This is a genomic window from Bacillus sp. FJAT-27251 (genome assembly GCF_001273925.1).
Lineage (GTDB): Bacteria > Bacillota > Bacilli > Bacillales > Cytobacillaceae > Mesobacillus_B.
In genome coordinates this window covers 4,507,271-4,532,814 of sequence record NZ_LIGG01000001.1, presented here as the reverse complement: position 1 = coordinate 4,532,814, position 25,544 = coordinate 4,507,271, and the positions used below count along the sequence as shown (strand labels likewise).

Annotated in this window: 28 protein-coding genes and 1 riboswitch; of the genes, 25 read left to right on the top strand and 3 right to left on the bottom strand. The window is 45.7% G+C overall.

The window, feature by feature from the left end; all coding sequences use genetic code 11:
• Positions 1-180 precede the first annotated feature (180 nt).
• A riboswitch (FMN riboswitch) is annotated at positions 181-310 on the top strand.
• Positions 311-473: 163 nt separating this feature from the next.
• The 3 genes from ADU22_RS21420 to ADU22_RS21410 all read left to right on the top strand — a co-directional run bounded on the left by ADU22_RS21420 (position 474) and on the right by ADU22_RS21410 (position 3,855).
• A complete protein-coding gene (locus ADU22_RS21420; protein WP_046524123.1) occupies positions 474-1,052 on the top strand; it encodes an ECF transporter S component in 579 nt (192 codons plus the stop codon).
• A 184-nt stretch (positions 1,053-1,236) separates the two neighbouring features.
• Entirely contained in the window at positions 1,237-2,253 is a 1,017-nt protein-coding gene (locus tag ADU22_RS21415) for a LacI family DNA-binding transcriptional regulator (RefSeq protein WP_353611399.1), read from the top strand.
• Between the two features lie 198 nt (positions 2,254-2,451).
• Positions 2,452-3,855, top strand: a complete 1,404-nt coding sequence (locus tag ADU22_RS21410) for a sucrose-specific PTS transporter subunit IIBC (protein ID WP_053363988.1) — start codon at positions 2,452-2,454, stop codon at positions 3,853-3,855.
• A 229-nt stretch (positions 3,856-4,084) separates the two neighbouring features.
• Here the strand turns inward: ADU22_RS21410 and ADU22_RS21405 are convergent, their stop codons facing one another.
• Positions 4,085-4,333 carry a ferredoxin gene (locus ADU22_RS21405; RefSeq protein ID WP_046524125.1) on the bottom strand — a complete coding sequence of 83 codons (249 nt, stop codon included), beginning with the start codon at positions 4,331-4,333 and terminating at the stop codon, positions 4,085-4,087.
• A gap of 273 nt (positions 4,334-4,606) precedes the next feature.
• Between ADU22_RS21405 and ADU22_RS21400 the strand changes: the two genes are divergently transcribed.
• The 10 genes from ADU22_RS21400 to ADU22_RS21355 all read left to right on the top strand — a co-directional run bounded on the left by ADU22_RS21400 (position 4,607) and on the right by ADU22_RS21355 (position 13,995).
• Complete coding sequence (locus ADU22_RS21400; protein ID WP_053363987.1) at positions 4,607-5,665, top strand: YpbB family protein; 1,059 nt, start codon at positions 4,607-4,609, stop codon at positions 5,663-5,665.
• Positions 5,662-7,161: a RecQ family ATP-dependent DNA helicase gene (locus ADU22_RS21395; RefSeq protein ID WP_053363986.1), complete on the top strand. Its 1,500-nt coding sequence runs from the start codon at positions 5,662-5,664 to the stop codon at positions 7,159-7,161. The genes ADU22_RS21400 and ADU22_RS21395 overlap by 4 nt, the downstream gene beginning before the upstream one ends.
• The gene (locus ADU22_RS21390) at positions 7,154-7,756 is read left to right on the top strand and encodes a CPBP family intramembrane glutamic endopeptidase (RefSeq protein ID WP_053363985.1); all 603 of its coding nucleotides are present in this window, start codon (positions 7,154-7,156) and stop codon (positions 7,754-7,756) included. The genes ADU22_RS21395 and ADU22_RS21390 overlap by 8 nt, the downstream gene beginning before the upstream one ends.
• Entirely contained in the window at positions 7,753-8,538 is a 786-nt protein-coding gene (locus ADU22_RS21385; protein WP_053363984.1) for a LysM peptidoglycan-binding domain-containing protein, read from the top strand. Before ADU22_RS21390 ends, ADU22_RS21385 begins: the two co-directional genes overlap by 4 nt.
• Positions 8,539-8,620: 82 nt before the next feature.
• Positions 8,621-9,079, top strand: coding sequence for a YpbF family protein (locus ADU22_RS21380; RefSeq protein WP_053363983.1), 459 nt, complete (start codon positions 8,621-8,623; stop codon positions 9,077-9,079).
• 115 nt (positions 9,080-9,194) lie between these two features.
• Positions 9,195-9,830: a CBS domain-containing protein gene (locus tag ADU22_RS21375; RefSeq protein WP_053363982.1), complete on the top strand. Its 636-nt coding sequence runs from the start codon at positions 9,195-9,197 to the stop codon at positions 9,828-9,830.
• A gap of 80 nt (positions 9,831-9,910) precedes the next feature.
• Entirely contained in the window at positions 9,911-10,678 is a 768-nt protein-coding gene (locus ADU22_RS21370) for a metallophosphoesterase (RefSeq protein ID WP_353611398.1), read from the top strand.
• A 147-nt stretch (positions 10,679-10,825) separates the two neighbouring features.
• Positions 10,826-11,404, top strand: coding sequence for a genetic competence negative regulator (locus tag ADU22_RS21365; protein ID WP_053363981.1), 579 nt, complete (start codon positions 10,826-10,828; stop codon positions 11,402-11,404).
• Between the two features lie 155 nt (positions 11,405-11,559).
• On the top strand, positions 11,560-12,837 hold the full coding sequence (locus tag ADU22_RS21360) for a Glu/Leu/Phe/Val family dehydrogenase (RefSeq protein WP_053363980.1): 1,278 nt from the start codon (positions 11,560-11,562) through the stop codon (positions 12,835-12,837).
• A 180-nt stretch (positions 12,838-13,017) separates the two neighbouring features.
• On the top strand, positions 13,018-13,995 hold the full coding sequence (locus tag ADU22_RS21355; protein WP_053363979.1) for a YpdA family putative bacillithiol disulfide reductase: 978 nt from the start codon (positions 13,018-13,020) through the stop codon (positions 13,993-13,995).
• Positions 13,996-14,031: 36 nt separating this feature from the next.
• Here ADU22_RS21355 and ADU22_RS21350 read toward each other — a convergent pair whose 3' ends face one another.
• A complete protein-coding gene (locus tag ADU22_RS21350; protein ID WP_053363978.1) occupies positions 14,032-15,003 on the bottom strand; it encodes an asparaginase in 972 nt (323 codons plus the stop codon).
• 94 nt (positions 15,004-15,097) lie between these two features.
• On the opposite strand from ADU22_RS21350, the gene prsW reads away from it, so the two are divergent.
• The 8 genes from prsW to fni all read left to right on the top strand — a co-directional run bounded on the left by prsW (position 15,098) and on the right by fni (position 22,095).
• A complete protein-coding gene (gene prsW / locus ADU22_RS21345) occupies positions 15,098-15,793 on the top strand; it encodes a glutamic-type intramembrane protease PrsW (protein ID WP_053363977.1) in 696 nt (231 codons plus the stop codon).
• A gap of 145 nt (positions 15,794-15,938) precedes the next feature.
• Positions 15,939-16,748: a spore cortex-lytic enzyme gene (sleB, locus tag ADU22_RS21340; protein WP_053364697.1), complete on the top strand. Its 810-nt coding sequence runs from the start codon at positions 15,939-15,941 to the stop codon at positions 16,746-16,748.
• 11 nt (positions 16,749-16,759) lie between these two features.
• The gene (ypeB, locus tag ADU22_RS21335; RefSeq protein WP_053363976.1) at positions 16,760-18,109 is read left to right on the top strand and encodes a germination protein YpeB; all 1,350 of its coding nucleotides are present in this window, start codon (positions 16,760-16,762) and stop codon (positions 18,107-18,109) included.
• 93 nt (positions 18,110-18,202) lie between these two features.
• The gene (locus ADU22_RS21330; RefSeq protein ID WP_053363975.1) at positions 18,203-18,385 is read left to right on the top strand and encodes a YpfB family protein; all 183 of its coding nucleotides are present in this window, start codon (positions 18,203-18,205) and stop codon (positions 18,383-18,385) included.
• Between the two features lie 106 nt (positions 18,386-18,491).
• Complete coding sequence (cmk, locus tag ADU22_RS21325; RefSeq protein WP_053363974.1) at positions 18,492-19,169, top strand: (d)CMP kinase; 678 nt, start codon at positions 18,492-18,494, stop codon at positions 19,167-19,169.
• Positions 19,166-19,747, top strand: coding sequence for a lysophospholipid acyltransferase family protein (locus tag ADU22_RS21320; RefSeq protein WP_053363973.1), 582 nt, complete (start codon positions 19,166-19,168; stop codon positions 19,745-19,747). The genes cmk and ADU22_RS21320 overlap by 4 nt, the downstream gene beginning before the upstream one ends.
• Before the next feature lie 142 nt (positions 19,748-19,889).
• Positions 19,890-21,029, top strand: a complete 1,140-nt coding sequence (gene rpsA, locus ADU22_RS21315) for a 30S ribosomal protein S1 (RefSeq protein ID WP_053363972.1) — start codon at positions 19,890-19,892, stop codon at positions 21,027-21,029.
• Between the two features lie 13 nt (positions 21,030-21,042).
• Positions 21,043-22,095, top strand: coding sequence for a type 2 isopentenyl-diphosphate Delta-isomerase (fni, locus tag ADU22_RS21310; protein WP_053363971.1), 1,053 nt, complete (start codon positions 21,043-21,045; stop codon positions 22,093-22,095).
• A gap of 37 nt (positions 22,096-22,132) precedes the next feature.
• Here fni and ADU22_RS24015 read toward each other — a convergent pair whose 3' ends face one another.
• A complete protein-coding gene (locus ADU22_RS24015) occupies positions 22,133-22,279 on the bottom strand; it encodes a YpzI family protein (RefSeq protein ID WP_069188018.1) in 147 nt (48 codons plus the stop codon).
• Positions 22,280-22,387: 108 nt separating this feature from the next.
• Between ADU22_RS24015 and ADU22_RS21305 the strand changes: the two genes are divergently transcribed.
• The 4 genes from ADU22_RS21305 (at position 22,388) to der (ending at position 25,519) form a co-directional block, all read left to right on the top strand.
• Positions 22,388-22,993, top strand: coding sequence for a YphA family membrane protein (locus ADU22_RS21305; protein WP_053363970.1), 606 nt, complete (start codon positions 22,388-22,390; stop codon positions 22,991-22,993).
• The gene (locus tag ADU22_RS21300; RefSeq protein ID WP_053363969.1) at positions 22,990-23,874 is read left to right on the top strand and encodes a YIEGIA family protein; all 885 of its coding nucleotides are present in this window, start codon (positions 22,990-22,992) and stop codon (positions 23,872-23,874) included. The genes ADU22_RS21305 and ADU22_RS21300 overlap by 4 nt, the downstream gene beginning before the upstream one ends.
• Positions 23,871-24,056 carry a capping complex subunit for YIEGIA gene (locus tag ADU22_RS21295; protein WP_053363968.1) on the top strand — a complete coding sequence of 62 codons (186 nt, stop codon included), beginning with the start codon at positions 23,871-23,873 and terminating at the stop codon, positions 24,054-24,056. The genes ADU22_RS21300 and ADU22_RS21295 overlap by 4 nt, the downstream gene beginning before the upstream one ends.
• A 152-nt stretch (positions 24,057-24,208) precedes the next feature.
• Entirely contained in the window at positions 24,209-25,519 is a 1,311-nt protein-coding gene (gene der / locus ADU22_RS21290) for a ribosome biogenesis GTPase Der (protein ID WP_053363967.1), read from the top strand.
• Positions 25,520-25,544: the final 25 nt, after the last annotated feature.

The window sequence follows — 25,544 nt, the reverse complement described above, 5'->3', positions numbered from 1 at the left end:
GTTCAAAAAAATCATTTAGAGCATGACAGGGACAATCCGTTTTTGAATCGTTCCTGCCATGCTCTTTTTCTTAGCCAGGCTGCAACTTCAAGCATAATTTCCTTGAAATGCTTGAATAATGAAGCAGAGTACTTCACAAAGTATCTTTTATTCAGTATAATAAGCTTGTAATTTAATAGGATCTATCTTCGGGGCGTGGTGAAATTCCCGACCGGCGGTGATGAGTCAATCTCTAAGCCCGCGAGCCGTTAAGGCAGGATTTGGTGCGAATCCAAAGCCGACAGTACAGTCTGGATGGGAGAAGATGGAGGTTCTGCAGGCGTTCAAAAAATGCAGGTGATTTGAACGTTTATTAGGATTGCCTTGTAATTTCTCCCCCGAGCATTAAAAGCTTGGGGGTTATTTATTTTACAGGCATCCCAGTTTTGCTGAACCTTTCTTCTTTGAGGTGGATCAAAAAAGGAGAGAGGAAAATGAAAAAGTATAGTATCAAAGCTTTAGTCTCAATCGGAATGCTGAGCAGCATTTCCTATGTCTTAATGTTATTGAATTTCCCGCTGCCGCCATTTCCGAATTTCTTGATGATTGATTTCAGCGACATACCTGCATTGATCGCTGCCTTGATTTTTGGACCGGCCGCCGGTGTGCTTGTCGAATTGTTTAAGAACGTCCTGGATTATTTCATGACAGGCAGCGCAACTGGTGTCCCAGTAGGCCATATTGCGAATTTCGTTGCAGGGATTTTGTTCGTCCTGCCTACCTATTATATTTACAGCAAGCTGAAATCGAAAAAAGGCATGACTGTTGCCCTCATTTCCGGGACAGCTATTATGGCAGTGGTGATGAGCGTGCTGAACTATTTTGTCATTATGCCGGCCTACACGTTATTCCTTAACATGCCTGCAATGGATTCGCCTTCCTTGCGCGCAATGATCGTCACCGGAATCCTGCCGTTCAATATTCTCAAAGGCTTGTTGATCACAGCGGTATTTATGCTTCTGTTCACAAGAATGGGAACCTGGATTACCAGCCAGCAATATAAAAGTGCATAGTTGCCCGCCCTTAGCGGGGTCTAATAGATGAAAGCAGCGGGTTTACCCGCTGCTTTTTCATATGCTCAGCCGGTTGCGATTTCGCATCCTCCTTATTTGGAGACCCTGTATAAGTCCCATTGATCACATAAAGGGGGCGTAAAAACCGCCTTATTGTATTATGCTATAATAAGGGGGAATTTTTGTGAGTGAGGCTGATGGATTGATGGTGACAATCAAAGAAATTGCGGAAATGGCAAATGTGTCTCGTACGACTGTTTCAAGGGTGCTTAATGATTCGGGATATGTGAGTGTAAAGGCGAGAGAGCGGGTTCTAAAGGTAATTGAAGAGACGGGCTATGTTCCAAGCCAGCATGCTAAATCCCTCAGGACCAAAAGGTCGAAGGTAATCGGGGTGGTGATTCCGAAACTTGGAACGGAAACATCCGGCCGTCTGGTCAATGGAATGAATGAAATTTTCAGCGAATATGGCTACCAGATTCTTCTGACGAGCTCCAATTTGGCACCGCAAAAGGAGATAGAGTACCTTAGTCTTCTTAAAAGCCGGCAGGTGGACGGAATCATTCTGACTGCCACGAATGTAAGTAACCAACTAATTGCTGGAATCCGGCAGCTTCGCATGCCTTTTGTTGCGGTTGGCCAGAACATTCCTGGTGTGTCCAGTGTTGTTTACGATGATCTGGATTCTGCCAGGGTAATGACGAGACTTCTGATTGAGCGCGGCCGAAAGAATATTGCTTTTATTGGTGTTCCCGAAAGTGATCAGGCTGTGGGAGTTCTTCGAAAGCAGGGGTTTCTTGATACAATGAAGGAACATCGCCTAAACATCAGGAAAGAATGGATTATTGAGTCGGACTTTAGCATTTCCTCAGGATATTCCGCCATGGAGAGGATTATGGAAAGTGCCGTGGGAGGGGTTATTCCCGACGGGGTTTTCTGTGTAACCGACAGGATTGCCATTGGTGCCATTCAATACTTAAAAGAAGCAGGAATGAAGGTCCCTCAGCAAATTTCGGTTACCGGGATAGGAGCATCAGATCTTTCAAAATATGTTGAGCCTCCACTTACGACAATGGATTATGAAAACGAAAAAGCCGGACAGGAAGCAGCCAAAATTCTGCTTGCCCAAATCGAACGCAACGAAGATTTCCAAAAAACGGTTATTCTAAATGGTAGACTGATCAGGAGAGATAGTTTATAATCGGATGTGAAATCGATTTCCTATGGAGACCTTAGAAATCAACAGCCTTTTTATTCTACTACCAATAGTCAAGTTCATATTCTATGGAATTGAAACACCTTTGTGGAATCGATTCCATTCACTATGAAGAAATGTGGAATCGATTTCATAGAGCGGTTGTGTTAATTAGTTCTTTTTAAAAAGAGGAGGTTCACCGAAATGGCTGAAAATCGCGAAATTGCAAAAAGCATTATCGACGCAGTTGGGGGTCAGGATAACATTCTTTCAGCTGCCCATTGTGCCACTAGGTTAAGAATCATGGTGAAAGACAAGGAGAAAATCGACAATGAACGTGTAGAAGAGATTGAAAAGGTAAAGGGTGCCTTTTTCAACTCTGGTCAGTTTCAGATCATTCTTGGCACCGGAACCGTCAACAAAATATACGAAGAAGTGACTAAGCTTGGGGTCAACAGTTCAACAAAGGGGGAACAGGCAGAGGAAGCAGCCAAAAGCGGCTCTCGTTTCCAGCGTGCCATTCGAACATTCGGCGACGTATTCGTACCGATTATTCCCGCCCTTGTTGCAACAGGTTTATTCATGGGTCTTCGCGGCCTGGTCATGCAGGAGGAAATCCTTAGGATGTTTGGCATGACTCCGAATGATATTTCGGAGAATTTCCTGCTGTTCACGCAGATTCTAACCGATACAGCTTTCATCTTCCTCCCGGCGCTGGTTGCCTGGTCAACTTTCCGTGTTTTTGGCGGCTCCCCCATTATTGGCCTTGTCCTTGGATTAATGCTTGTCAGTCCCGCTTTGCCTAATGCATGGGGAGTTGCCGGAGGAGATGTGGAGCCACTTATGTTCATGGGTTTCATTCCGGTAGTAGGCTACCAGGGATCCGTTCTTCCTGCGTTCATCGCCGGTATTATCGGCGCCAAGCTTGAAAAGCAGATTCGCAAACGTGTTCCCGATGCTTTTGATTTGATTATTACTCCTTTTCTTACATTGCTTATCATGATCTTCCTGGCCCTGTTTGTTATTGGCCCGGTTTTCCACATGGTAGAAGAGTATATTTTAGCTGGAACGATTGCAGTTCTTGAATGGCCATTTGGAATTAGCGGTCTCCTTATCGGCGGCCTAAACCAGATCATTGTTGTTTCAGGTGTCCATCACGTGTTCAACATGCTGGAGATTTCCCTTTTGGAGAGCCTTGGCTACAACCCTTATAATGCGATTGTTACTTGTGCCGTAGCAGCGCAGGGCGGTGCAGCGCTGGCAGTCGGTCTTAAGACTAAAGCCACGAAGCTTAAGGCGCTGGCCCTTCCGTCATCCCTGTCTGCTTTCCTTGGAATTACGGAACCGGCAATCTTCGGGGTAAATCTTCGATACGGTAAACCGTTTATCATGGGATTGATCGGCGGCGGTGTCGGCGGATTCTTTGCCAGCATCTTCGGACTTAAAGCGACGGGTATGGCGATTACAGTTATCCCGGGAACCTTGCTCTATCTGAACGGCCAAATCCTGCTGTACTTGTTGGTCAATATCATTGCCATTGCAACAGCATTCGTCCTGACCTGGATGTTCGGTTTTTCTGATAAAATGCTGAAAGACCAGCAGCAGTAACCCAATTGATTCTCCCGGTGATGTGACAGATTGTTAAGGTGAGGCTGATGGAGGGCGAAAGCACTTCCTGCCCATTGCCTGCCTTTTATTATGAGTAAATAAAAAGACTGCAGATACGCACGATGAAAATCGAGTGTGTCTGCAGTCTTGTAACCTGCTGAAAAGCAGGTTTTTAGCATTTTGAAGATATGTTCTTCGCCACCGCTCCCGATCCTTCAGGATAGGGCCACTATTCGAACTTTAATGGATCTCCCTCGAATGGCTCATCTGCCACTTTGATGGAATCAGTAGGGCAGCCTTCGAAAGCATCCATCATATCATCCAATAAAACATCAGGAATTTCGACAATCCCTTCGTTCTCATCCAATGTTACAAATGCAATACCCTCATCATCATAATCATAGATGTCCGGAGCTGCTGCACCGCACGCACCGCATGCGATACAAGTTTCTTTGTCAACAATCGTATACTTTGCCATGAAAAAACCTCCCGTAATTTAAACACATTGTATCGTTTTCGTAAAACGGAAAATGAAAACGTCATCCTCATGTTTATTGTAAGACTGTATCATGAACTTTTCAATAAAAAAAACATTGAGAATCCATATCACCGCCAGTGTATTGCCTTGATATTGTCTATATGGTTAAACTGCATGATTTATTTTCGTGCTAAAATGAAACAAGGGAGTTTGGATTGCAGGTGTACACCTGTATTATTCCTCTCGAAAAATAATATAAACCGGGTGATTAAAGTGGCGTTATCATATAGTGAGGCCCTTTTCCTTTACTGTTTCAAAAAGATAAAAGATGAAAGGACCATCTACTCGCTTTTTCACTTGTTCCAGGGAAAGAAGTCATCCCAGACCATTCAGGATGCCCATTTATATAACTTAACTCCTTTCTTTCAGGCATTTCCTTTTTTAACAAGGCAGGAGTTGGAAAGCAGGGTTATCAGCCTTCACAACAAAGGGCTGCTTATCCAAAAAGCACCTGAGCATTTTACCCTGTCGGATAAGGGGGAAGGGGAGCTTGGCTTGTTTGTGGCTGGACGTCCCATGCCACCCAGTTATTTGGACGGGTGGAAATACCATCACCTGACATCTTTGTTTTGGCAAAGGCTGTCGCTTCTAGTCCAGGTTACATCCAATCTTGTGCACCAAAAAAGGCAATTTATTCCTGTGCAAAATAAGCAAGAGACACTTGAATGGGTTAAGGACTACATCAGAAGGCAAAATCTAAGCCGGGAGAAATTGGGACACGGAATTTTCAAGGAACTTTCCCGCTGCCTGATTCAGGGTGAAGGAGAGCCGGCGGTATTGGTACGGCGGCTTACCGGCCATGATAAATTTGGGTTGACATCCATCCAGGCTGCTGATGAGCTGGGAATGGAGCATATCCATTACCGGCTGGAATTTTTAAATATACTGCACTTTATCCTTCATAAGGCGGTGGAAGAGCCTGGCTGTTTTCCGCTGTTGGACGGCATCATCAGGGATATTGAAAAACCCGTCCCTTTTACACTGTCTACCGAAAAAACGTATGAGTTAATAAAAAAGGGTTACACACCAGGGCAAATCGCCCAAGCAAGAAATTTAAAGCTAAGCACAATTGAAGACCATATAGTAGAAATTGCCCTTCATCTGAAAGAATTTGACCTAGAGGCATATGTACCTAAAAGCAAACAGGAAAGGATCCTGCAGGCTGCCCAAAACACTTCCGCAAAAAAATTGAAGCAAATACGTGACCAAGTCGCCGATGCCGATTATTTTGAAATAAGGCTGGTGATGGCCAAATATGGTGATAAATCATGAAACTTGAACAGGCACTAAATCGATATTTCCAATTCCCTTCTTTTAAGCCCGGCCAAAAAGAGACAATACAGTCAATACTTGCAGGCCGCCATGCTATCGCCATGCTGCCGACAGGGACGGGTAAGTCTCTATGCTATCAGCTTCCAGGCTACATGCTCGACGGCCCGGTGCTGATTGTTTCCCCGCTGCTTTCCCTGATGCAGGATCAGGTTGAACAGCTGAAAGGCAGGGGAGAAAAGCGGGTAGTTGCGCTTAATTCCTTTTTAACTCCAATCGAGAAAAGAAAAGCTTTATCAAGTCTCCAAAATTATAAATTCATTTTTATTTCCCCAGAAATGCTTGGGACACGGTTGGTCATCAACAAATTGAAGGATTTGAGAATTTCCCTCATCGCGGTTGATGAAGCGCATTGCATCTCACAGTGGGGATATGATTTCAGGCCGGATTATTTAAAACTTGGAGAAGTGAGGCAGGTTCTGGGCAATCCTGCAACCCTTGCGTTGACGGCGACTGCGACCAGGGAAGTGAGGCAGGATATTGCCCGGCTGCTAAAACTGGATTCATGGGATGAGCATGTTCTTTCGGTAGACCGCCCGGAAATCTCCATGTCGGTTGAAATATTGGGGCATCAGGAAAAATTGCAGCGGGCCTTTGAGCTTGTTTCAAACCTTCAGGGTCCGGGCATTATCTATTTTTCAAGCAGAAAGATGGCAGAATATGCGGCAGCTTTCCTAAGGGACAAGGGGGAGCAGGCGATGGCTTACCACGGAGGGCTTGACCAGGAAAGCCGCATTCTCATACAGCAGCAATTCCTGAATGGGCAGTTCAATGTGGTCTGCGCAACAAGTGCGTTCGGAATGGGCATCAATAAAGGAGATATAAGGTATGTCATCCATTACCATCTATCACTCCAGCTAGAGTCCTACCTTCAGGAAATTGGCAGGGCCGGCAGGGATGGAGATGAGAGTCTGGCTGTCCTGCTTTATGCGCCTGGAGACGAACAGCTGAGCTACCAGCTTGCAGAAGCAGAGCTCCCTGAAGGTGCCCAGGTAGAAAGGCTGTTCGCTTTAATGAGAGAGAAGGGTATGGAGCCAGATGGTGCGGAGGAGAATGCGGAGTTCCTTTCAGCTTCATGTGGCTTTAGTGAAACTCAATGGCGGATCGTCGCAAACTTTCTCAAAAGTTCCAGCCAGGAGCCTGCGGAAAGGCTGAAAGAGCAAATAGGACGATTTGCAGAAAAAAGGCTGCTGATAAAAAAATCGCAAATAGAAAACATGGTCCACTATATCCTTCATAATGGATGCAAACGGGAGTATATCCATCATCATTTCGGGGAGAAGCACTGTTTTAAAGTGACAAATTGCTGCAGCTTTTGCGGCCTGGATTTTTCAGGCTTCCGCAAGAAGCCTGAATCCCCCGTACTACCATTACAATATGACTGGAAGAAAGAACTGGCTTCCATGTTATTGGCACAAGCAGGAGATTTCAATGAATAAAGACAAATACAGTGAATTGGTGAAGGGGCTTACCGATAGGGAACTTCTTTTCCATCTATACTTTACGCAAATATTACTCTTAACGATTTCCTTTATTTTAGGTATAGTATTATTTGACAGGATGTCTGATATTTCGACTCTTTTTAATTGGGGGGATTCCCGCGTTTGGACAGTCGGATTGGGAGGGGCATTATTTGTAGTAGGAATGGACCTTCTTCTGATGAAGATCCTGCCCTCCAGGCTCTACGATGACGGAGGGCTGAATGAGAGGATTTTCCGCGGCAGGAACCTTTTCCATATTGCTGTTATTGCTGCGGTTGTTGCATTCAGCGAGGAACTGTTGTTTCGCGGGGTAGTCCAGACCCATTTCGGTCTAGTAGTCTCGAGCCTGGTTTTTGCTTTGGTTCACTACCGCTACTTGTTTAACTGGTTTTTGTTTTTGAACATTATTCTGCTTAGTTTTTTAATCGGGTATATTTACCTGGTTACTGGAAATCTAGCTGTTACAGTTACCATGCACTTCTTTATTGATTTTCTCCTAGGCATTGTCATACGTTTTCGAAATAAGCAGCAAACAGGAAGGGATGTTGAATGAATAAGGAAGTTCCTTATCGTGACGAGGCGGAACGTTTGCGGAAAAAGATTGAGCGGACGCCAGCCCTCGCTTTGGAGGATAAGAAGGAATTGCCGCCGAGAAGCCGTGTTCAAGCCAATAAGCGGCATAATGGCAATTGGAAGCCCAAATATCCGGTGATACGCCTTCTCGTCATGTTTTTTATTTTGATGCCTATCTCTATTTTTGGTGCCTACCACTATTTGAACGGACAAAGTGGCAAGGTGGCGGGCAATGCCGCTGAAACAGGCGGCTATGAAAAAATTAATGTAGAAAGAAACTCGTCCGAACGAGAGCCCCGGGTTGAAATCGAGGAAAAAAACCTGGAAAGCAAGGAAGCGGCTGCTCCGATTACGCCTGCTCCTCTGAGCAGGGACTCAGCGGCTTCGGAAGCAGAAGGAAAAGAGACGTCTGGTTCGGGAATGGAGGATATTCCGACAGAAAACAAACCTGCCGGGCAAGGGAAAAAAAATAATGATGCAAGCGCTCAAGAAGGACAAGGACAAACAGTGGAACAGCCAGAGCAGACGAACGAGCCTGAGCAACCTGCTGAGGAACCTGAACAAACTGTTGAGCAGCCTGAAGAAACGGCAGATAGTACCAAAATTGTTTATCATACAGTTGGGCAAGGAGAAAATCTATTCCGAATATCAATGAAATATTATCAGTCCCAAAGCGGCATGGAGATAATCAGAAAAGCCAATAACTTAAACGGTGATGAAATACAGCTTGGACAGGTATTGAAAATCCCTTTGAATAACTGAAGTAAGGCCGGCGAATGAATCGCTGGCCTTTTTTCATATTTAAGGGGACAAGTTCATATATTTCCAACAAGGAGGGATGGTAATGGAGCAGCCGATAAAAATGCTTGATGGCCGGACGGACGAGGCAACGAAGCAAATGCTTCAGGGAGTGGTAAAAAGGAAACGGAAGTTTGACAGCCTCAGGAAAAAGCATTTAGGAGTGATGTCTCTCACGATTGTATTGAGTGCTATATTCCTTTTATATCTGTATAAAACCATTATACAGCCATATTCCTATTCATTTTACGAGGTTTTCTCCGTGTTTGTCAGCCAATCGGCCAACCTGTATTTCTTGATTGTTACGCTGGGGCTTTTTGGCCTGATGAATCTTTTAAAGGAAAAACGGGAAAAAGCAGAAAAGGAATATCATGCTCTAAGGTGTGAAATTATAGATAAGAGCAAGGATTTATGGAAAAAGGAAGAAGAGTGGAAAAATCGGCACCTTGTATTTGAGATGATGAAAAAACAATATGATATAAACTTGTTCCATGAAAACAAATAACTGGTTCTTGCTATCAGGGTGCAAGCATACCCAAACATTGATCCCCATAAAAAGGAGAATGGACAGCAACTGTCGAACTAAGTATAGTAACTTGATATTATCGGGGTGAATAGGTATGTTTGTTAAAAGTATGATGATTCCCAAGTATAAGTGCATTACTGTTCAGCAGGATGAAAACTTGGGCGGGATCCTTGAGAAGCTTGAGGAACATGGGATCGATGGAGTTCCTGTGCTGAACGGTGAAAAATATATAGGAACAGTGACTAGACATGGGATTTACAAACACTTCTTCTCGTCCAATCAGGAGAAGGCGGCTTTCCTTCAAAATAGGTTTGCAAGTGACATTATGGTGAATCAGGATAAATTCCTGCTTGGGGAAGAGATTTTTGAAACAACACTTCTTGAACTGAAGGATTTCCCGTTATTGGCAGTTGTAGATGAGTCGGGAAGGTTCCTCGGCGCAGTGACCAGGTCTGATGTTCTTGAACAGTTTGAAAGTGCTTTTGGCATGCACAGGAAAGGGGTGCGCATTGCTTTTACATCAGTTGAGACCGAGGGCCGAATTGCCCGCCTTGCTGAAATAGCCCGCCAGTTTCATGAGCATATCATTTCGCTCGTTACATTTGATGAAACTGACAAGCTTGTCCGCCGGATTGTCATGAAAATAGAAAAGAAGGAGAATATCGACCGCTTTATTTCCAAGCTGGAGCAATCAGGCTTCCGGGTGCTTGATATTTATGAGGATTTGTAAGACTGTTCGATAATGGCCAATTGAACTCCTCTCATACACAGTATGGGAGGTTTTTCGCTTAAAACAGAAGGGGGATGGATATGGTCTATTTGTATATAATCTTGTTTGTCCTGGCACTAGCCGCGGCTGTGCTCATATTCCACATGTACAAAGAAGCCAACGCAGACAGAATTGTCAGCCACCAGCTGTCCTTTCCCGATTTGCCGGCAGGCTTCGATGCCCTGACCATATTTTTCATATCCGATATTCACAGGAGGTCTGTATCCCCTGGCATCATAACAAAAGCAAGGGAAAAAGCTGACGTTGTGATCATTGGCGGCGATCTCGCGGAGAAAGGGGTGAAGCTGGAACAGGTGAGAGAGAATCTGGTGAGGCTTGCATCCATTGCCCCAGCCTATTTTGTGTGGGGAAACAATGACTATGAGCTCGACCGGCAGAAGGTGAAAGAAATAATGGGTGAAACCGGAGTGGCAATTCTCGATAATTCCTGGAAGAGTCTGTCTGCGGACAAGGGGGATAGGTTGACTCTTGCCGGGGTGGATGATCTAGCCATGGGCAATGCAAGCCCTGACGAAGCCTTGGAGGGGGCAGAGCCATCATTCAGGATCCTGGTCAGCCACAATCCTGAAGTTGCATATATGCTGGACGAGGAGCATAAAGTTTCCCTCGTTTTGAGCGGTCATACTCATGGTGGCCAGATCCGGATTCTGGGATACAGTCCTTATAAAAAAGGGGGAATCCGCAAGCTGGGCAATACAACGCTCCTGGTGAGCAACGGCTATGGAACAACGGCTATGGAACAACGGCTCTCCCTCTTAGGCTGGGCGCGGAAGCGCAGTCCCATTTGATTGTCTTGCGAAAAGAATGAATGTCCGGATACAGCCCTGATAAAAAGATTCAGGGGTCCTGCCGGGAATCCGCTAAATGACTCACCATCCTGCAAAAATTTCATAAAATATAAAACAATAGCTTCGTTGATGGCAGGGGGCCTATATATGCGCTTGGAAAGGTTAACATATAATAAAATTAAAATATTCCTCACCTCTGATGACCTGTCTGACCGGGGATTGACCAAGGAGGATATTTGGAAGGATTCCATGAAATGGAACCAGTTATTCCATGATATGCTTGAGGAAGCCAGCGATGAATTCGGCCTTGAGATCCTTGGCACGGTAGCTGTGGAAATTTTTTCTCTCCAGGCTCAGGGGATGGTCATGATACTAACGGTTGAAGAGCAGGAGAATGAAATAGATACGTTTGAAGATGGGTTCATCGAAATGCAAGTTACAATGGATGGCAGCGATGATATCCTGTTTGAGTTCTCCAATGTGGAGGATGTCATCCAACTGGCAGGAAGACTGGCGAATTTGGGGATTGGCGGCGGGAGTCTATATTGTTTGAACAATACCTACTATTTATTGATGGATGGATTAAAGCTTGAGGCAGACAAGGTTGTTCCAATGCTCGCCGAGTATGGGAGCCCTTCGATCTTCAGTGTTCACCGGCTGATGGAATACGGAAAGGAAGTTGTTAAAGAGGACGCAATCCAGACACTGGTCCGCTATTTTTCATGACGGCAGTCTTTCTGGACTGCCGTTTTTCATCATAAGAACAAGGGTATTTGAAAATAAACTGCAAGGTTTTTTATTCTTGCATTAAATAACCAAAGGTGTATACTATCCATGAAAGCGTACAACAACTGTAATAGTGATTTAGGAGGATTCCAAGAATGGTAGCCGCAAACAATGACGGGAATGCAAATTCAGAAGAAAAACTGGACGTACTGCGTTCTACGCAAACGGTAATTCATAAGGCATTGGAAAAACTGGGGTACCCAGATGAAGTTTTTGAACTATTAAAAGAACCGCTCAGGATGATGACTGTCAAAATCCCTGTAAGAATGGATGATGGTTCAGTTAAGGTATTCACTGGCTATAGAGCCCAGCACAACGATGCCGTGGGTCCGACAAAAGGAGGAATTCGTTTCCATCCGAATGTAACGGAAAAAGAAGTAAAAGCCCTTTCTATATGGATGAGCTTAAAATGTGGTATTGTCGATCTTCCATACGGCGGCGGAAAAGGCGGCATCGTCTGCGATCCGCGGGATATGAGTTTCCGCGAGCTTGAGAGGCTGAGCCGGGGGTATGTCCGTGCAATCAGCCAAATTGTCGGCCCGACAAAAGATATCCCTGCGCCAGACGTTTTCACAAACTCGCAAATTATGGCCTGGATGATGGACGAGTACAGCCGGATCGATGAGTTCAACTCACCAGGATTCATTACCGGCAAGCCACTGGTGCTTGGAGGTTCCCATGGACGGGAATCTGCCACTGCTAAAGGCGTGACAATCTGTATCCGCGAAGCCGCAAAGAAAAAAGGCATTGAGCTTGAAGGGGCCAGAGTGGTTGTACAGGGATTCGGCAATGCCGGCAGTTTCCTGTCCAAGTTCATGCATGATGCGGGTGCCAAGGTTGTGGGCATTTCCGATGCCTATGGAGCTCTATATGACCCGGAAGGCCTGGATATCGATTATCTTCTGGATCGTCGTGACAGCTTTGGGACCGTGACCAAGCTTTTTAATAATACGATCACCAATAAAGAATTGCTGGAACTTGATTGTGACATTCTCGTCCCGGCAGCAATCGAGAATCAGATTACAGAAGAAAATGCCCATAATATCAGGGCAAGCATTGTCGTGGAAGCGGCCAACGGGCCGACTACACTCGAAGCTACCCAAATCCTTACAGACAGAGGGATACTACTGGTGCCTGACGTGCTGGCATCGGCGGGTGGCGTGACGGTTTCCTACTTTGAATGGGTACAGAACAACCAGGGATATTACTGGTCAGAAGAAGAAGTGGAAGAAAAACTGGAGAAGGTCATGGTCAGATCCTTCGAAAATATATATGAAACATCCCAAAACCGCCGGGTTGACATGCGGCTTGCCGCCTATATGGTCGGCGTCCGCAAAATGGCTGAAGCCAGCCGTTTCAGGGGCTGGATTTAAGCTGGCTGCGTGGTTCGAAATTGATTCTGTCGAGGAAATCTCCTATCATGCAGGATAGGAGATTTTTTGCTGTCCATGCCGCTTGCACTTCATATATAATTTTCTTCAGCACGCACGCCAGACGAAGGGTGCGAGGAAAAGCTTTCTTAAGGGATTGCTCAAGAGACAAGGAGTGATAGTGTGCAAAAAGAAGATGTTGTCATTGTCGGCGGAGGACCATGCGGGCTCGCCGCTGCCATCGCAATAAAGAAAATAGGGAAAAACCCCGTCATCATTGAAAAAGGGAATATTGTAAACGCGATTTTCCATTACCCTACCCACCAAACGTTTTTCAGCAGCAGTGAAAAGCTTGCTATCGGGGACATCCCCTTTATTATTGAAGGCCATAAGCCCAAACGGAATCAGGCCCTCGTCTATTACCGCGAAGTAGTCAAACGGGAAAATCTCCGGGTCCATTCTTTTGAAAAAGTGGCTTCAGTCAAAAGAGATGAAGATGGAACCTTCACTGTCGTATCCAATAAGAACGAATACAAGGCCGATTATGTGATCATTGCCACAGGCTATTATGACCATCCCAATTATATGGGGGTGCCGGGGGAAGATTTGCCAAAGGTATTTCATTATTTTAAAGAAGCACATCCTTATTTTGACAAAGATGTGGCGGTCATAGGAGGCAAAAATTCAAGTGTCGACGCAGCCCTGGAACTCAATAAGGCTGGGGCAAGGGTGACCGTTTTATATCGCGGGTCCCAGTACTCAAGCAGCATCAAGCCTTGGATATTGCCGGAGTTTGACTCTCTTGTCAGAAGCGGCGAAATCAAGATGGAATTCAACGCCCATTTACGGAGAATCGAGGACCATGAGCTCGTCTATGAAAAAGAGGGAAATATAAATAAAATGAAAAATGACTTTGTTTTTGCCATGACTGGATATCATCCAGACCACTCCTTCCTTAGGGAAATGGGAATCGGTATTGACGAAGCCACTGGCAGGCCCGTTTATAATGAAGAAACAATGGAAACGAACGTGGCTGGAATTTTCATTGCGGGGGTCATTGCAGCAGGCAACAATGCCAATGAAATCTTCATTGAAAACGGCCGTTTTCATGGCGGACAGATCGCCGATGCCATTATGAACAGGGAAGCAGGAGCCCATTAAAAAGAGGCAGACTAGGAACAGTCTGCCTCTTTTCTGTCATAAACGGAACATTTCTTCCATTTCCTTCATGTCGCTGGTTCTTGAGAGGGCAATCAATAACTTGATGCGCGCCTTCTGCCCATTAAGCCCGTTTGAGAAAATAACGCCTAATTCCCTCAAATGCTTGCCCCCTCCTTCATAGGCATATACATCCTGCACAATGCCGTTGAAGGCGCGGGAGACAATCACCACGGGAATATTGCTGCTGATTAATTGGGTGATGCCCTCCACTGCCGCCGGAGGAAGGTTGCCTTGGCCAAGTGCTTCTATCACGACACCATCAACCTGAAGGGCCCTGGCTGCCAGAAGCAGGGAAGAATCCATTCCTGCATGGGCCTTGACAAGGACAACCTTTTTATCAATACTTGAAATCTTGTAATACTCGCGATGGGCCGGGACATGGTGGAAGAAGATACCTCTTTTTGTGACGATGCCAATGGGTCCGTACTGAGGACTCTGGAACGTCGAGACATTGCTGGTATGCGTTTTGGTAACGTTGTCTGCAGTGTGGATTTCATCATTCAGCACCACAAGGACGCCTTTCCCCTGTGCCTCCTGGCTAGTGGCCACACGAATGGAAGAAATAAGGTTATAGAGCCCGTCCGATCCAATTTCATTGCTGGACCGCATGGCTCCCGTCACGACGATTGGAAAATCCGCCTGCAAGGTCAAATCCAGAAAATAGGCGGTTTCCTCAAGTGTATCCGTTCCATGGGTAATAACAGCTCCATCAATTCCTCCCCTGGTTTGGTACTCTTCAATCAACCCCTTGAGGATCATCATTTCCTTAGGGGTGATATGGGGGGAAGGCAGATGGAACGGCTCCTCAACAATCAAGTTTCCCAGGCTGCCCAGCAGCAGTGCTTCATCTGTCAGGGGGTTCTTGGCCCCCGGCTTAACCGCCCCGCTTTTATCCTCACTCATTGAGATTGTCCCGCCAGTATGAATGAGCAGTATATTCTTTTTCATAAATTTCCCTCCGTGCATTCAGTTAAAAGTAGCCATTTAATTTCTCTCCATAACATGATACGATTATTAAAACAAATTGAAAAGAGGATAGCTGATGCTGGGAATCGTTACTGCGGGGATTGCTCCCGGACTGGCTCTGCTTAGTTATTTTTATTTAAAAGACCAATACGGTTCAGAGCCGTTTTCAATCGTCTTTAAAACCTTCATTGCCGGCGCCTTGCTTGTTTTCCCCATCATGTTCATCCAATATGTTCTTGATGCTGAAAATGTGCTCCAGGGCCGATTTTTTGAACCATACCTGGCAATTGGCTTTCTTGAGGAATTTTTTAAATGGTTTATCCTTTATTATACTGTCTTTCAGCATGTTTCCTTTGACGAGCCATACGATGGAATCGTTTATGGTGCTTCCGTATCCTTGGGATTTGCTTCCGTTGAAAACATCTTTTACCTGTTTGCCAACGGGCTGGAATATGCCATTGGCAGGGCCCTTCTCCCAGTATCGAGCCACGCGCTGTTTGGAGTGATTATGGGCTATTATATGGGCAAAGGCAAATTTTCGGAGGGCAGTTCCCATAAATGGCTGCTATTGTCCCTGCTGGTCCCTTTCCTGCTGCACGGAAGCTATAACTATATTCTCCTCACACTGGAAGATTGGCTTGTGCTGATGATTCCGTTCATGGTTTTCCTTTGGTATTTGGGCCTGAAAAAGGTCAAAAAGGCAAGGAAGCTGAGTGACCAGCACTTTGAAAATAACTTAATCATCGAAAAAACCTTCATTTCTGGTAAATGAAGGTTTTTTTATTTTAACAAGCTTTTTGCATAAAAGTAAATTTGTTACAAAAAATAGGTTTAATCTTAAATCTTATTATTTTTTACAACTAGGGGGGTCATGAGTGAAATTCAAGTTGCTAATCAAATTGCTTGCTGTTTTCGTAATGGTGATGGCTATTATCCCATACAGCAGCAACGGACAGCGTGCTGCAGCGTTTTCTGGCCAGGTTATCCAGCAGGGCGCCGTTGGGGATGATGTTATCGAGCTGCAATCAAGGCTGCAGTATCTAGGTTTTTACAATGGAAAAATCGATGGTGTCTTCGGGTGGGGGACTTATTGGGCCCTAAGGAATTTTCAGTATGAATTCGGCCTTAAAGTGGATGGGCTTGCTGGAGGAGAGACAAAAAACAAACTGGTAAAAGCCTCTAAATACAATGAAAGCCATGTGAAAGAACAAATCAGAAAGGGCAATAAGTTTACCCATTACGGAGGAACCGATCTTAATAAACAAACGGCGCCAAAACCAAAGGCCCCGGCAAAGGGCCAGCCTGGCACGCCGGGTGGTGGACAGGGAGCTGCTCCAGCCAAAGCTACCGCAGTCAATACGCCAAATGGATTCTCCCAGAATGATATCCAATTGATGGCGAATGCGGTCTATGGAGAAGCGCGAGGTGAACCCTATATAGGCCAGGTTGCAGTGGCAGCTGTCATTCTTAACAGGGTTGAAAGTGCAACCTTCCCGAACACCGTTTCCGGTGTCATTTTTGAACCGCTGGCCTTTACAGCAGTTGCTGATGGCCAAATATGGCTGACGCCGAATGAAACGGCAAAAAAGGCAGTCCTTGATGCCATTAATGGCTGGGATCCCACGGGAGAAGCAATGTATTACTTCAATCCTGATACAGCTACAAGTGCATGGATTTGGGGCCGGCCGCAAATAAAGAAAATTGGCAAACATATCTTTTGTAAGTAGAGGTGAGGAATTTGCTTAGAGGAATACTCATTGCCGTTTTATCTATCGGTATAGCCGGAACCGCCTTTTGGGGTTACCAGGAGCACCGTGAGAAAAATGCAATCCTGCAAAATGCGGAGAATAACTATCAGCGTGCGTTTCATGATTTGACCTTCCAGCTGGACCTGTTGAATGACAAAATAGGAACAGTCCTGGCGATGAACTCAAGAAGTTCCTTGTCTCCAGGCCTTGCTGAAGTATGGAAAATAACTTCCCAGGCGCATAATGATGTCGGGCAGCTGCCCCTGACCCTTGTTCCGTTTAACAAAACAGAAGAGTTCCTTGCGAATATTGGGAATTTCTCTTACAAGGCGGCTGTCCGCGACCTGGATAAGGAGCCGCTATCTGATGAAGAGTACAACACGCTAAAAAAACTCTACAAGGAATCGGCAAAAATACAAAATGATTTAAGAGAAGTGCAGCATATGGTGCTTGATAATCACTTGACATGGATGGATGTCGAACTTGCGCTTGCTTCAGGAGATAAAGCGGCAGACAATACAATTATCGATGGCTTTAAAACGGTTGAAAAAACAGTGGAGAGCTATTCGGAAACAGAGTTTGGGCCAGGTATGGCGGGCATCCAGAAGATTGACGAAAATTTTCAATACTTAAAGGGCAGGAACATCACTGAGTCCAAAGCGGAAGAAATCGCTATGAAATGGGCATCTCCAGGAAGAGTGGCAGAAGTAAAGGTCACAGAGAGTGGAAAGGGTTCGGATGTTGGATTCTTCAGTGTTACAATTGAAGATAACAAGAGCAAAACAGAATCCTCAATGGATATTACGAAAAAGGGCGGCTATCCTATTTGGTATATTGTCTCAAGGGATGTTGACCAGCAGAAGATCAGCCTTAATGATGCAGGCAATAAAGCGATTGCTTTCCTGAAACAAAACCAGTTTGAAAATCTCGATTTATTTGAGAGTGCCCAATATGACAATATGGGAGTATTCACTTTTGTCGGCACCCAAAACAATACGCGCATTTATCCGGATGCCATCCGGGTCAAGGTTGCCCTGGACAATGGGGATATCATTGGTTTTTCAGCAGAGGATTATTTAAAATCCCATCATGTCAGGGAAGTGCCGCAGCCAAAAATCACTGCTGAAGAAGCAAAGACAAAAGTGAACCCGAATGTGAAGATTATGGAAGAGCGAACCGCGGTCATCCTGAATGATCTGAATGAGGAAGTTCTGTGCCATGAGTTTACTGGGGTGCTTGACGAAGATACTTACCGGATCTATATCAATGCTGACAGCGGACTGGAAGAAAAAGTCGAAAAGCTGAATAATGCAGAACCCATATATGAGGATGCAGTTTGAGGAGAAGCATATGCTTTTCCTCCTTCTTTTTTATTTTTAGGAGCATAAACGTTCTTCCGCCATCCAATAATAGGAAGGGAAGGTGGAACAGAAATGAAGAACGTTGAAAGAATCCTGATTAAAATGGCTGTTATCCAATTTATTTTTTTGTTTTTGGCGCAATTATTCCTCCATCAGCTGGATGCCATTCCGGAGCTCAAGGTACTTGCCCAATACGAAGGTGTTGTGAAGGATAAATCCGCAAAAACGGTTGAAACGATATGGAACAGCCGATAGCAGGAAATTAACCTGCTTTCTTTTTTTATTGTTAGCCAGTTCAACTGTTGTGGTAAAATATAAGATATAATTAATTTCATCATTGTACAGGTTTACAGGAGGAAGTATGAGTAGAATTTCGATTGCAATAGACGGGCCGGCTGCTGCCGGGAAAAGCACGGTGGCCAAGCGGGTGGCTGAAAATCTTGAGTACGTATATATTGACACAGGGGCCATGTACAGGGCGCTGACCTTGAAGGCAATTCTTCGGGGGGCCGATATGAATGACCCGGCGCTTATCATGGACATTCTGGATGACACGGCCATCGAGCTGCTTCCGGGCAGCGAAGGGCAGCTGGTCCTATTGGACGGGCAGGAAGTTACTGCCGAAATCAGGACGGCTGATGTGACCAATAAAGTTTCCTATGTCGCTATTCATGAGGAAGTACGAAAGGAAATGGTCAAGAGGCAGCAGGAACTGGCAGCAAAAGGCGGCGTTGTGATGGACGGGCGTGATATCGGTACGCATGTCCTGCCGGATGCAGAGGTGAAGGTTTTCCTTCTTGCCAGTGTGGACGAAAGAGCCCAAAGGAGGCATGCGGAAAATCTCCAAAAAGGATTTCCTTCGGACCTTGAACAGCTCAAGCAGGAAATTGCCCAGCGGGATAAAATAGACTCGGAACGAAAGGTTTCCCCGCTCAAGAAAGCAGACGATGCGGTAGAAATCGATACAACATCCCTGTCGATCCAGCAGGTGGTCGACACGATTATGAAGCTTGCCACTGAAAGGATCGGATTGAATTGACCGTTTATGATTTTGCTAAATCCGTCGTATACGGAGTGTTTAAACCTTTATACCGCGTAGAGGCAACCGGCAGGGAGAACATTCCTGCCGAGGGCGGAGTCCTTCTCTGCTCCAACCATATCGACAACCTTGATCCCATCCTCGTAGGGATGATGGCGCCAAGGCCTGTTTACTTTATGGCCAAGGAAGAACTATTCAAGGTGCCTGTGCTGGGGAAGCTGGTCCCGCATTTGAATGCTTTTCCGGTAAAGCGGGGAATGAGCGACCGGGAGGCATTAAGAAAAGGACTTGCAATTTTAAAAGAAGGAAAGGTTTTAGGTTTGTTTCCAGAGGGAACTAGAAGCAAGACGGGAGAACTTGGCAAGGGTCTTGCAGGGGCAGGCTTTTTCGCACTGAGGACGGATGCCCAAATCGTCCCGTGTGCCGTCATAGGGCCATATAAGCCGTTTCGCAAAGTCAGGGTCGTTTACGGCAAACCAATCGACTTTACCGAATTGAGAGAAGGCAAAGGAAGCGCCGAGCAGGCTACCGAACTGATTATGGCAGAAATCCGCAAACTGATGGAAAGCAGCAAATAGCTTCTGCTTGACAAATAGGCTCATTTATAAGAAGTTAATGAAAAGAGATTTTTTTTGAATTTTCCCTATCTAATGTTAACAGTGTGATATTTTGTCACATTCCTATATTTTTGGAGCAGTTATGGATTAAGGAGGAGTACATATGTCAGAAGATATGAACCAAATTGAAGTGGAAAACTTTGAGGCAGGAGACCGCGTCAAAGCCCAGGTAACAAAAGTGGAGGAAAAGCAAGTGATCGTCAACATCCAAAACAGCAAACTGGATGGAATCATTCCAATTAGCGAGCTTTCCAGCCTTCATATTGAAAAAGCGAGCGACGCAGTTAATGAAGGGGACGAGCTTGAGCTGGAAGTGCTGAAAGTGGAGGAAGATGCCCTGATTCTTTCCAAACGCAAAGTGGATGCGGAGAAAGCCTGGGACCAGCTACAGGAAAAATTCGAAACCGGCGAGATCTTTGAAGCGGAAGTCAAGGATGTCGTTAAGGGAGGCCTTGTCGTGGACCTTGGCGTTCGCGGATTTGTGCCGGCATCATTGGTGGAGGCTCATTTTGTTGAAGATTTCTCTGACTATAAAGGAAGAAATTTGACTTTTAAAATCGTTGAACTTGATAAGGAGAAAAACCGCCTGATTTTATCACATCGTGCAGTTGTGGAGCAGGAGCAGTCAAGGAAGAAGCAGGACCTTCTTGAATCCCTGCAGGCAGGCCAGGTCATTGATGGAACCGTCCAGCGCATAACCGATTTTGGCGCGTTTGTGGATATCGGCGGAATCGATGGTTTGGTCCATATTTCCCAGCTGTCCCACGAGCATGTTGAGAAACCGTCCGATGTTGTCCAGGAAGGTCAGCCTGTACAAGTGAAAATCCTTAGTGTAGACCGTGATAATGAAAGAATCTCCCTGTCCATTAAGGAAACACTCCCTGGGCCGTGGGCGGATATCGAAGAAAAAGCTCCAAAAGGCAGTACGCTTGAAGGTGTTGTAAAGCGCCTTGTCTCATATGGTGCATTTGTGGAAGTGTTCCCGGGTGTAGAAGGGCTGGTCCACATTTCCCAGATTTCGAACCGTCATATTGGGACGCCGCATGAAGTGCTTCAGGAAGGCCAGGAGATTAAAGTGAAGGTACTGGAGGTCAACAAGGAAGAACAGCGCCTTTCACTCAGCATGAAAGAGTTCGAACCCAAAGAGGAGCAGGCGGCGACAGATTACGAACTTCCCGAGGAATCAAAAGGATTCCAATTGGGAGAAATGATTGGCGACAAGCTAAAGAATCTTAAACAATAATGGTGATGCAAAAGTGTCCAGATCAAAGCGTAAATCGGAACATATAGAGCTCGCCCTTGAAACAGGGCAGCTGCGCGGCTCGGGATTCGAGGAGGTTGCTTTCCTTCACCGGAGCATTCCAGACACTTCGCAAGATTCAATTGAATTGAAGACGAAAGTTGGCGAACTTGCACTAAGTTCGCCAATTTTTATCAATGCGATGACTGGCGGAGGAGGACGGCAAACATATGAAATAAACCGCGACCTTGCCATTGCAGCAAGGGAGACGGGGGTAGGGCTGGCTGTCGGCTCGCAGATGTCCGCGCTTAAAAACCGGGAAGAAATCTATACATATGAAGTGGTGCGAAAAGAAAATCCTGATGGGATAGTTTTTGCCAACCTTGGAAGTGAAGCAAACGTGGAACAGGCGAAGGAAGCGGTAAAGATGGTTGATGCCGATGCTTTGCAAATCCACCTGAATGTGGTCCAGGAATTAACCATGCCGGAAGGGGACAGGGATTTCCGCGGAGTCCTCCACAGAATTGAAAAACTGGTTGACTGTCTTGATGTGCCGGTCATTGTTAAGGAAACAGGATTCGGAATGTCGATGGAAACAGTGGAGGCACTTGAAGGTGCAGGAGTACTCGCGGTGGATGTCAGCGGGTATGGCGGGACAAATTTTGGGGCGATAGAAAACAGGCGAAGAACAAAGAGTCTGCCATTTTTTGAAGAATGGGGCATACCAACAGCTGTTTCGGTGGTTGAGGCGAAAGAGAGAAGCCGAAACATCCCGGTTATCGCTTCCGGGGGCATCCAAAGCAGCCTCGACATTGCCAAGTCACTTGCTCTTGGTGCAGAGGCAGCAGCCCTTGCCGGCTACTTTCTAAAGGTGCTTACCCAGGAGGGGCTGGACGGACTGATTGCGGAGATAACCAGTGTCAAAGAGGAACTTAAGATGATTATGACAGCCCTTGGCGCAAACACAATTAAGGATCTCCAAAAGGTACCGCTCCTCATTTCCGGCCATACTTGGCATTGGCTCGACCAGCGGGGAATTGATACAAAAAAATATACCCAACGTACATGAAAACAGCTTCTGCCTATGGCAGAAGCTGTTTTACATTTTAATGGCTGTCTTTTCCGTCATTTAGCCTGCGCGCTTCCTCCGGGCTTTGCAATTTTGTTGCTCCTGGATAATGAAGGGCCTGGTCCCGGTCGGATTCCACCTGGCGGCTGCTTTTCAATTTTTGCTCTTGTCTGTCCCGTCCCATTTTTACACCTCCCTCTCCATTAACATGGGATTTCCCGAAAAGATTATGCAATAGGGATTAAAGTACATAACAGCGAGCCATAATGGAAATGATAGGAGGGGAAATGCATTGGAAGGGATATTATTTTATTGGATTGCCTGGATTGGCTGGGTATGGGCGACCTTTTTCATGGATAAAAGCAAAATCACTCGAGGCAGGGTGTCTTATGCGCTGTTGCTATTGATTATTTCCGCTCCCTACGAGTTTTATGTAGGAAGTGTGCTGGTTCATGCCCCGGCGGTGCTCCTTTTCCTTTTTTTTATTATTGAAAGCGCAAAAATGAGTGGAAGGGTATTTATTAGTGTTTTTCTTACATCCTTCATCATGATGCTGGGGTACGTAAGTTTTTTATTGTTTGAGCTGTACGATCCTGTTTGGGTTGTCTTTGACAGGAGATGGATGCTGTCCTTTTGTGCAATCGGCATTTGTGCGCTCATCCAGGATTCCTGCCAAAGGATGACCGCTTCACTGGTTTTGGGAATGATTCAAGGGGAAGTCCTTTTTTCAATTTTAATGAGGAATTTGTCTTTTTCATATCCTGTAGCATCCTCGCCTTTTTTGGATACATTGGCTCTCGCCCTGTTTATTATTGCAGTGTGGGCAGGTATGGGCCAAATAGCCGCATCAATGGGCAATTACATTAATCATGGAAGGGGCAAGCAGAATTCATCATGACAACAGAATACACACTTCCGATTGTTTTTGGACTGGCGGTTGGCACGATTACGAGACTATTCATGCTCAGGACGGATTATCGGCAATATCCCACTTACCTTCACGGGAAAATCATTCATGTGGCACTTGGGTTTATAGCGGCCGCTCTCGGTGCCGTGGCAGGCCCTTCCATCCTGGAACAAGAATACACGGCAGTGACATTCCTGACAATCGCCGCTTCCCAGTTCAGGGAAGTAAGGAACATGGAAAGAAATACACTGACAGAACTAGATAACTATGAAATGGTGACAAGGGGAAAAACCTATATTGAAGGCATTGCCATCGCATTTGAAAGCCGAAATTACCTTGTTATATTTACCTCGTTAGTCAGTACTATTGCTTACATAATCTTTAACATCTGGATTGGAATCATTGCTGCCATCCTGACAATGTTTATTTCCCATCTGCTGATGTCAGGAGGAAAGCTGAAAGATATTGTTGATATTGAATACTTTGAGCCGAGGTTCGATGGTGCTGGTTTATATGTGGACAATATCTATATCATGAATATCGGATTGCCGGAAAGGCAAAAGGAAGTGCTAAGGTATGGAATGGGCTTTATCCTGAAGCCGAAAACCTTTGATGCCAGGTCAACGATTGCCAATCTCGGTCAGAGACAGGCTGTTCTCCATGATGTTTCAACTGCGCTGGGGGTATATCGGGATTCCGGCACGCCCGCCTTGGTGCCATTGGCAAAACGGGACCTTGATGATGGCCGGATTGGGATATTTGTCCTTCCCCAAAAGAGGGATATTGACCGGGCGATCAGGGTCATCGGGGCTGTGCCAACCCTTGAGAATGCAATCAGGATGCCGACTGAGAAGGGCGGAGCTAAGGGATGAATCTTGAAAAATACATTCTTGCGGTTATTACAACGAATCGAAATAAAGTGCCTGCGGGTACCGGGGTGTTTTTTTGTGATTCCAAGCAGGAGATGGAATCTATTGCCGGAAGTCTGGAGGCGATTCTTGACGGTATTGCCCATGCACTATCCGAAGACCTTTACGTAATTGTCAAGCATTGATATATGTTTTGATTGCCTGCAATAGAACATGTTTGATAAACTATGTAAGCCAGACCCTTCTATTTCAGGAAGGGTTTTCTTTTATAAGTAATAATAAGGTGAGTGCTGGAGCGTAAAAACCAGCCTAAAGTGAATGTGAAAGGGTGAAGTTTGTGGCGAAACCAGTGGTAGCCATCGTAGGCCGTCCAAACGTAGGAAAATCGACGATTTTCAACCGGATCGTCGGTGAACGCATATCGATAGTGGAAGATATTCCAGGAGTGACAAGAGACAGGATATACAGTTCTGCCGAATGGCTTGCACATGATTTTAATATCATCGATACAGGGGGCATCGATCTTGGTGATGAGCCGTTTTTGGAGCAAATCCGCCAGCAGGCGGAGATTGCGATTGAAGAAGCGGATGTAATCATTTTTCTTGTCAATGGCAGGGAAGGCGTTACAGCAGCAGATGAAGAAGTGGCCAAAATTCTTTATAAATCCAAGAAACCTGTAGTTCTCGGCGTCAATAAAATAGACAATCCGGAAATGCGAAGCGAAATTTATGATTTTTATGCTCTGGGATTTGGGGAGCCTTTTCCCATTTCCGGATCGCATGGCCTTGGCATAGGTGATTTACTGGACGAAGCAGCAAAACACTTTCCAAAAACCGAGGAAAAGGATTATGATGAAGACATCATTAAATTCTCGCTTATTGGCCGTCCCAATGTGGGGAAATCATCCCTCACCAACGCGCTTCTTGGAGAAGACCGGGTCATTGTGAGTGAAGTGGCGGGAACAACCAGGGATGCGATCGACTCCAATTTCAAGTACAACGGCCAGGAGTATGTGATAATTGATACGGCGGGCATGAGAAAAAAAGGAAAAGTTTATGAAAGTACGGAAAAATACAGTGTGCTGCGTGCGCTGCGTGCGATAGAACGTTCAGACGTCGTCCTTGTCGTAATAGATGGAGAAGAAGGAATCATCGAACAGGATAAGCATATTGCCGGATATGCCCACGAGGCAGGAAGAGCCGTTATTATTGTCGTCAATAAATGGGATGCTGTCGAAAAAGACGAGAAGACAATGAAAGCGTTCGAAGAAAACATCAGGGAGCATTTTCAGTTTCTCAGCTATGCGCCAATCGTCTTTCTTTCTGCCAAGACTAAAAAACGCATCCATACTTTGATGCCAATGATTGATCTTGCCAGCGAGAACCATTCCAGAAGGGTGCAAACCAATGTTCTGAATGAAATCATCATGGATGCTGTGGCGAGGAATCCAGCGCCTGCAGACAAAGGAAAACGCCTGAAGGTTTACTATGCGACCCAGGTATCGGTCAAGCCTCCTGTATTTGTGGTATTTGTAAACGAGCCTGAACTAATGCACTTTTCCTATCAGCGTTTCCTTGAAAACAGGATCCGGGATGCATTTGGATTTGAAGGGACTCCGATCAAAATTTTCGCAAGGGAGCGAAGCTAGGGATTACAGGGCGCATGTTCCCCGC

Excerpts from the sequence above, each read along its gene's own strand:
- ADU22_RS21405 (WP_046524125.1), bottom strand. The coding sequence starts at position 4,333 with ATGGCAAAGTATACGATTGTTGACAAAGAAACTTGTATCGCATGCGGT.
- ADU22_RS21390 (WP_053363985.1), top strand. The coding sequence starts at position 7,154 with ATGAATAAAGACAAATACAGTGAATTGGTGAAGGGGCTTACCGATAGG.
- ADU22_RS21330 (WP_053363975.1), top strand. The coding sequence starts at position 18,203 with ATGAAGAACGTTGAAAGAATCCTGATTAAAATGGCTGTTATCCAATTT.
- cmk (WP_053363974.1), top strand. The coding sequence starts at position 18,492 with ATGAGTAGAATTTCGATTGCAATAGACGGGCCGGCTGCTGCCGGGAAA.
- ADU22_RS21300 (WP_053363969.1), top strand. The coding sequence starts at position 22,990 with ATGACAACAGAATACACACTTCCGATTGTTTTTGGACTGGCGGTTGGC.
- ADU22_RS21410 (WP_053363988.1), top strand. The coding sequence starts at position 2,452 with ATGGCTGAAAATCGCGAAATTGCAAAAAGCATTATCGACGCAGTTGGG.
- ADU22_RS21380 (WP_053363983.1), top strand. The coding sequence starts at position 8,621 with ATGGAGCAGCCGATAAAAATGCTTGATGGCCGGACGGACGAGGCAACG.
- sleB (WP_053364697.1), top strand. The coding sequence starts at position 15,939 with ATGGTGATGGCTATTATCCCATACAGCAGCAACGGACAGCGTGCTGCA.
- ADU22_RS21360 (WP_053363980.1), top strand. The coding sequence starts at position 11,560 with ATGGTAGCCGCAAACAATGACGGGAATGCAAATTCAGAAGAAAAACTG.
- prsW (WP_053363977.1), top strand. The coding sequence starts at position 15,098 with ATGCTGGGAATCGTTACTGCGGGGATTGCTCCCGGACTGGCTCTGCTT.
- rpsA (WP_053363972.1), top strand. The coding sequence starts at position 19,890 with ATGTCAGAAGATATGAACCAAATTGAAGTGGAAAACTTTGAGGCAGGA.
- ADU22_RS21420 (WP_046524123.1), top strand. The coding sequence starts at position 474 with ATGAAAAAGTATAGTATCAAAGCTTTAGTCTCAATCGGAATGCTGAGC.
- ADU22_RS24015 (WP_069188018.1), bottom strand. The coding sequence starts at position 22,279 with ATGGGACGGGACAGACAAGAGCAAAAATTGAAAAGCAGCCGCCAGGTG.
- ADU22_RS21365 (WP_053363981.1), top strand. The coding sequence starts at position 10,826 with ATGCGCTTGGAAAGGTTAACATATAATAAAATTAAAATATTCCTCACC.
- ADU22_RS21350 (WP_053363978.1), bottom strand. The coding sequence starts at position 15,003 with ATGAAAAAGAATATACTGCTCATTCATACTGGCGGGACAATCTCAATG.
- ADU22_RS21370 (WP_353611398.1), top strand. The coding sequence starts at position 9,911 with ATGGTCTATTTGTATATAATCTTGTTTGTCCTGGCACTAGCCGCGGCT.
- ADU22_RS21385 (WP_053363984.1), top strand. The coding sequence starts at position 7,753 with ATGAATAAGGAAGTTCCTTATCGTGACGAGGCGGAACGTTTGCGGAAA.
- ADU22_RS21395 (WP_053363986.1), top strand. The coding sequence starts at position 5,662 with ATGAAACTTGAACAGGCACTAAATCGATATTTCCAATTCCCTTCTTTT.
- ADU22_RS21295 (WP_053363968.1), top strand. The coding sequence starts at position 23,871 with ATGAATCTTGAAAAATACATTCTTGCGGTTATTACAACGAATCGAAAT.
- ADU22_RS21375 (WP_053363982.1), top strand. The coding sequence starts at position 9,195 with ATGTTTGTTAAAAGTATGATGATTCCCAAGTATAAGTGCATTACTGTT.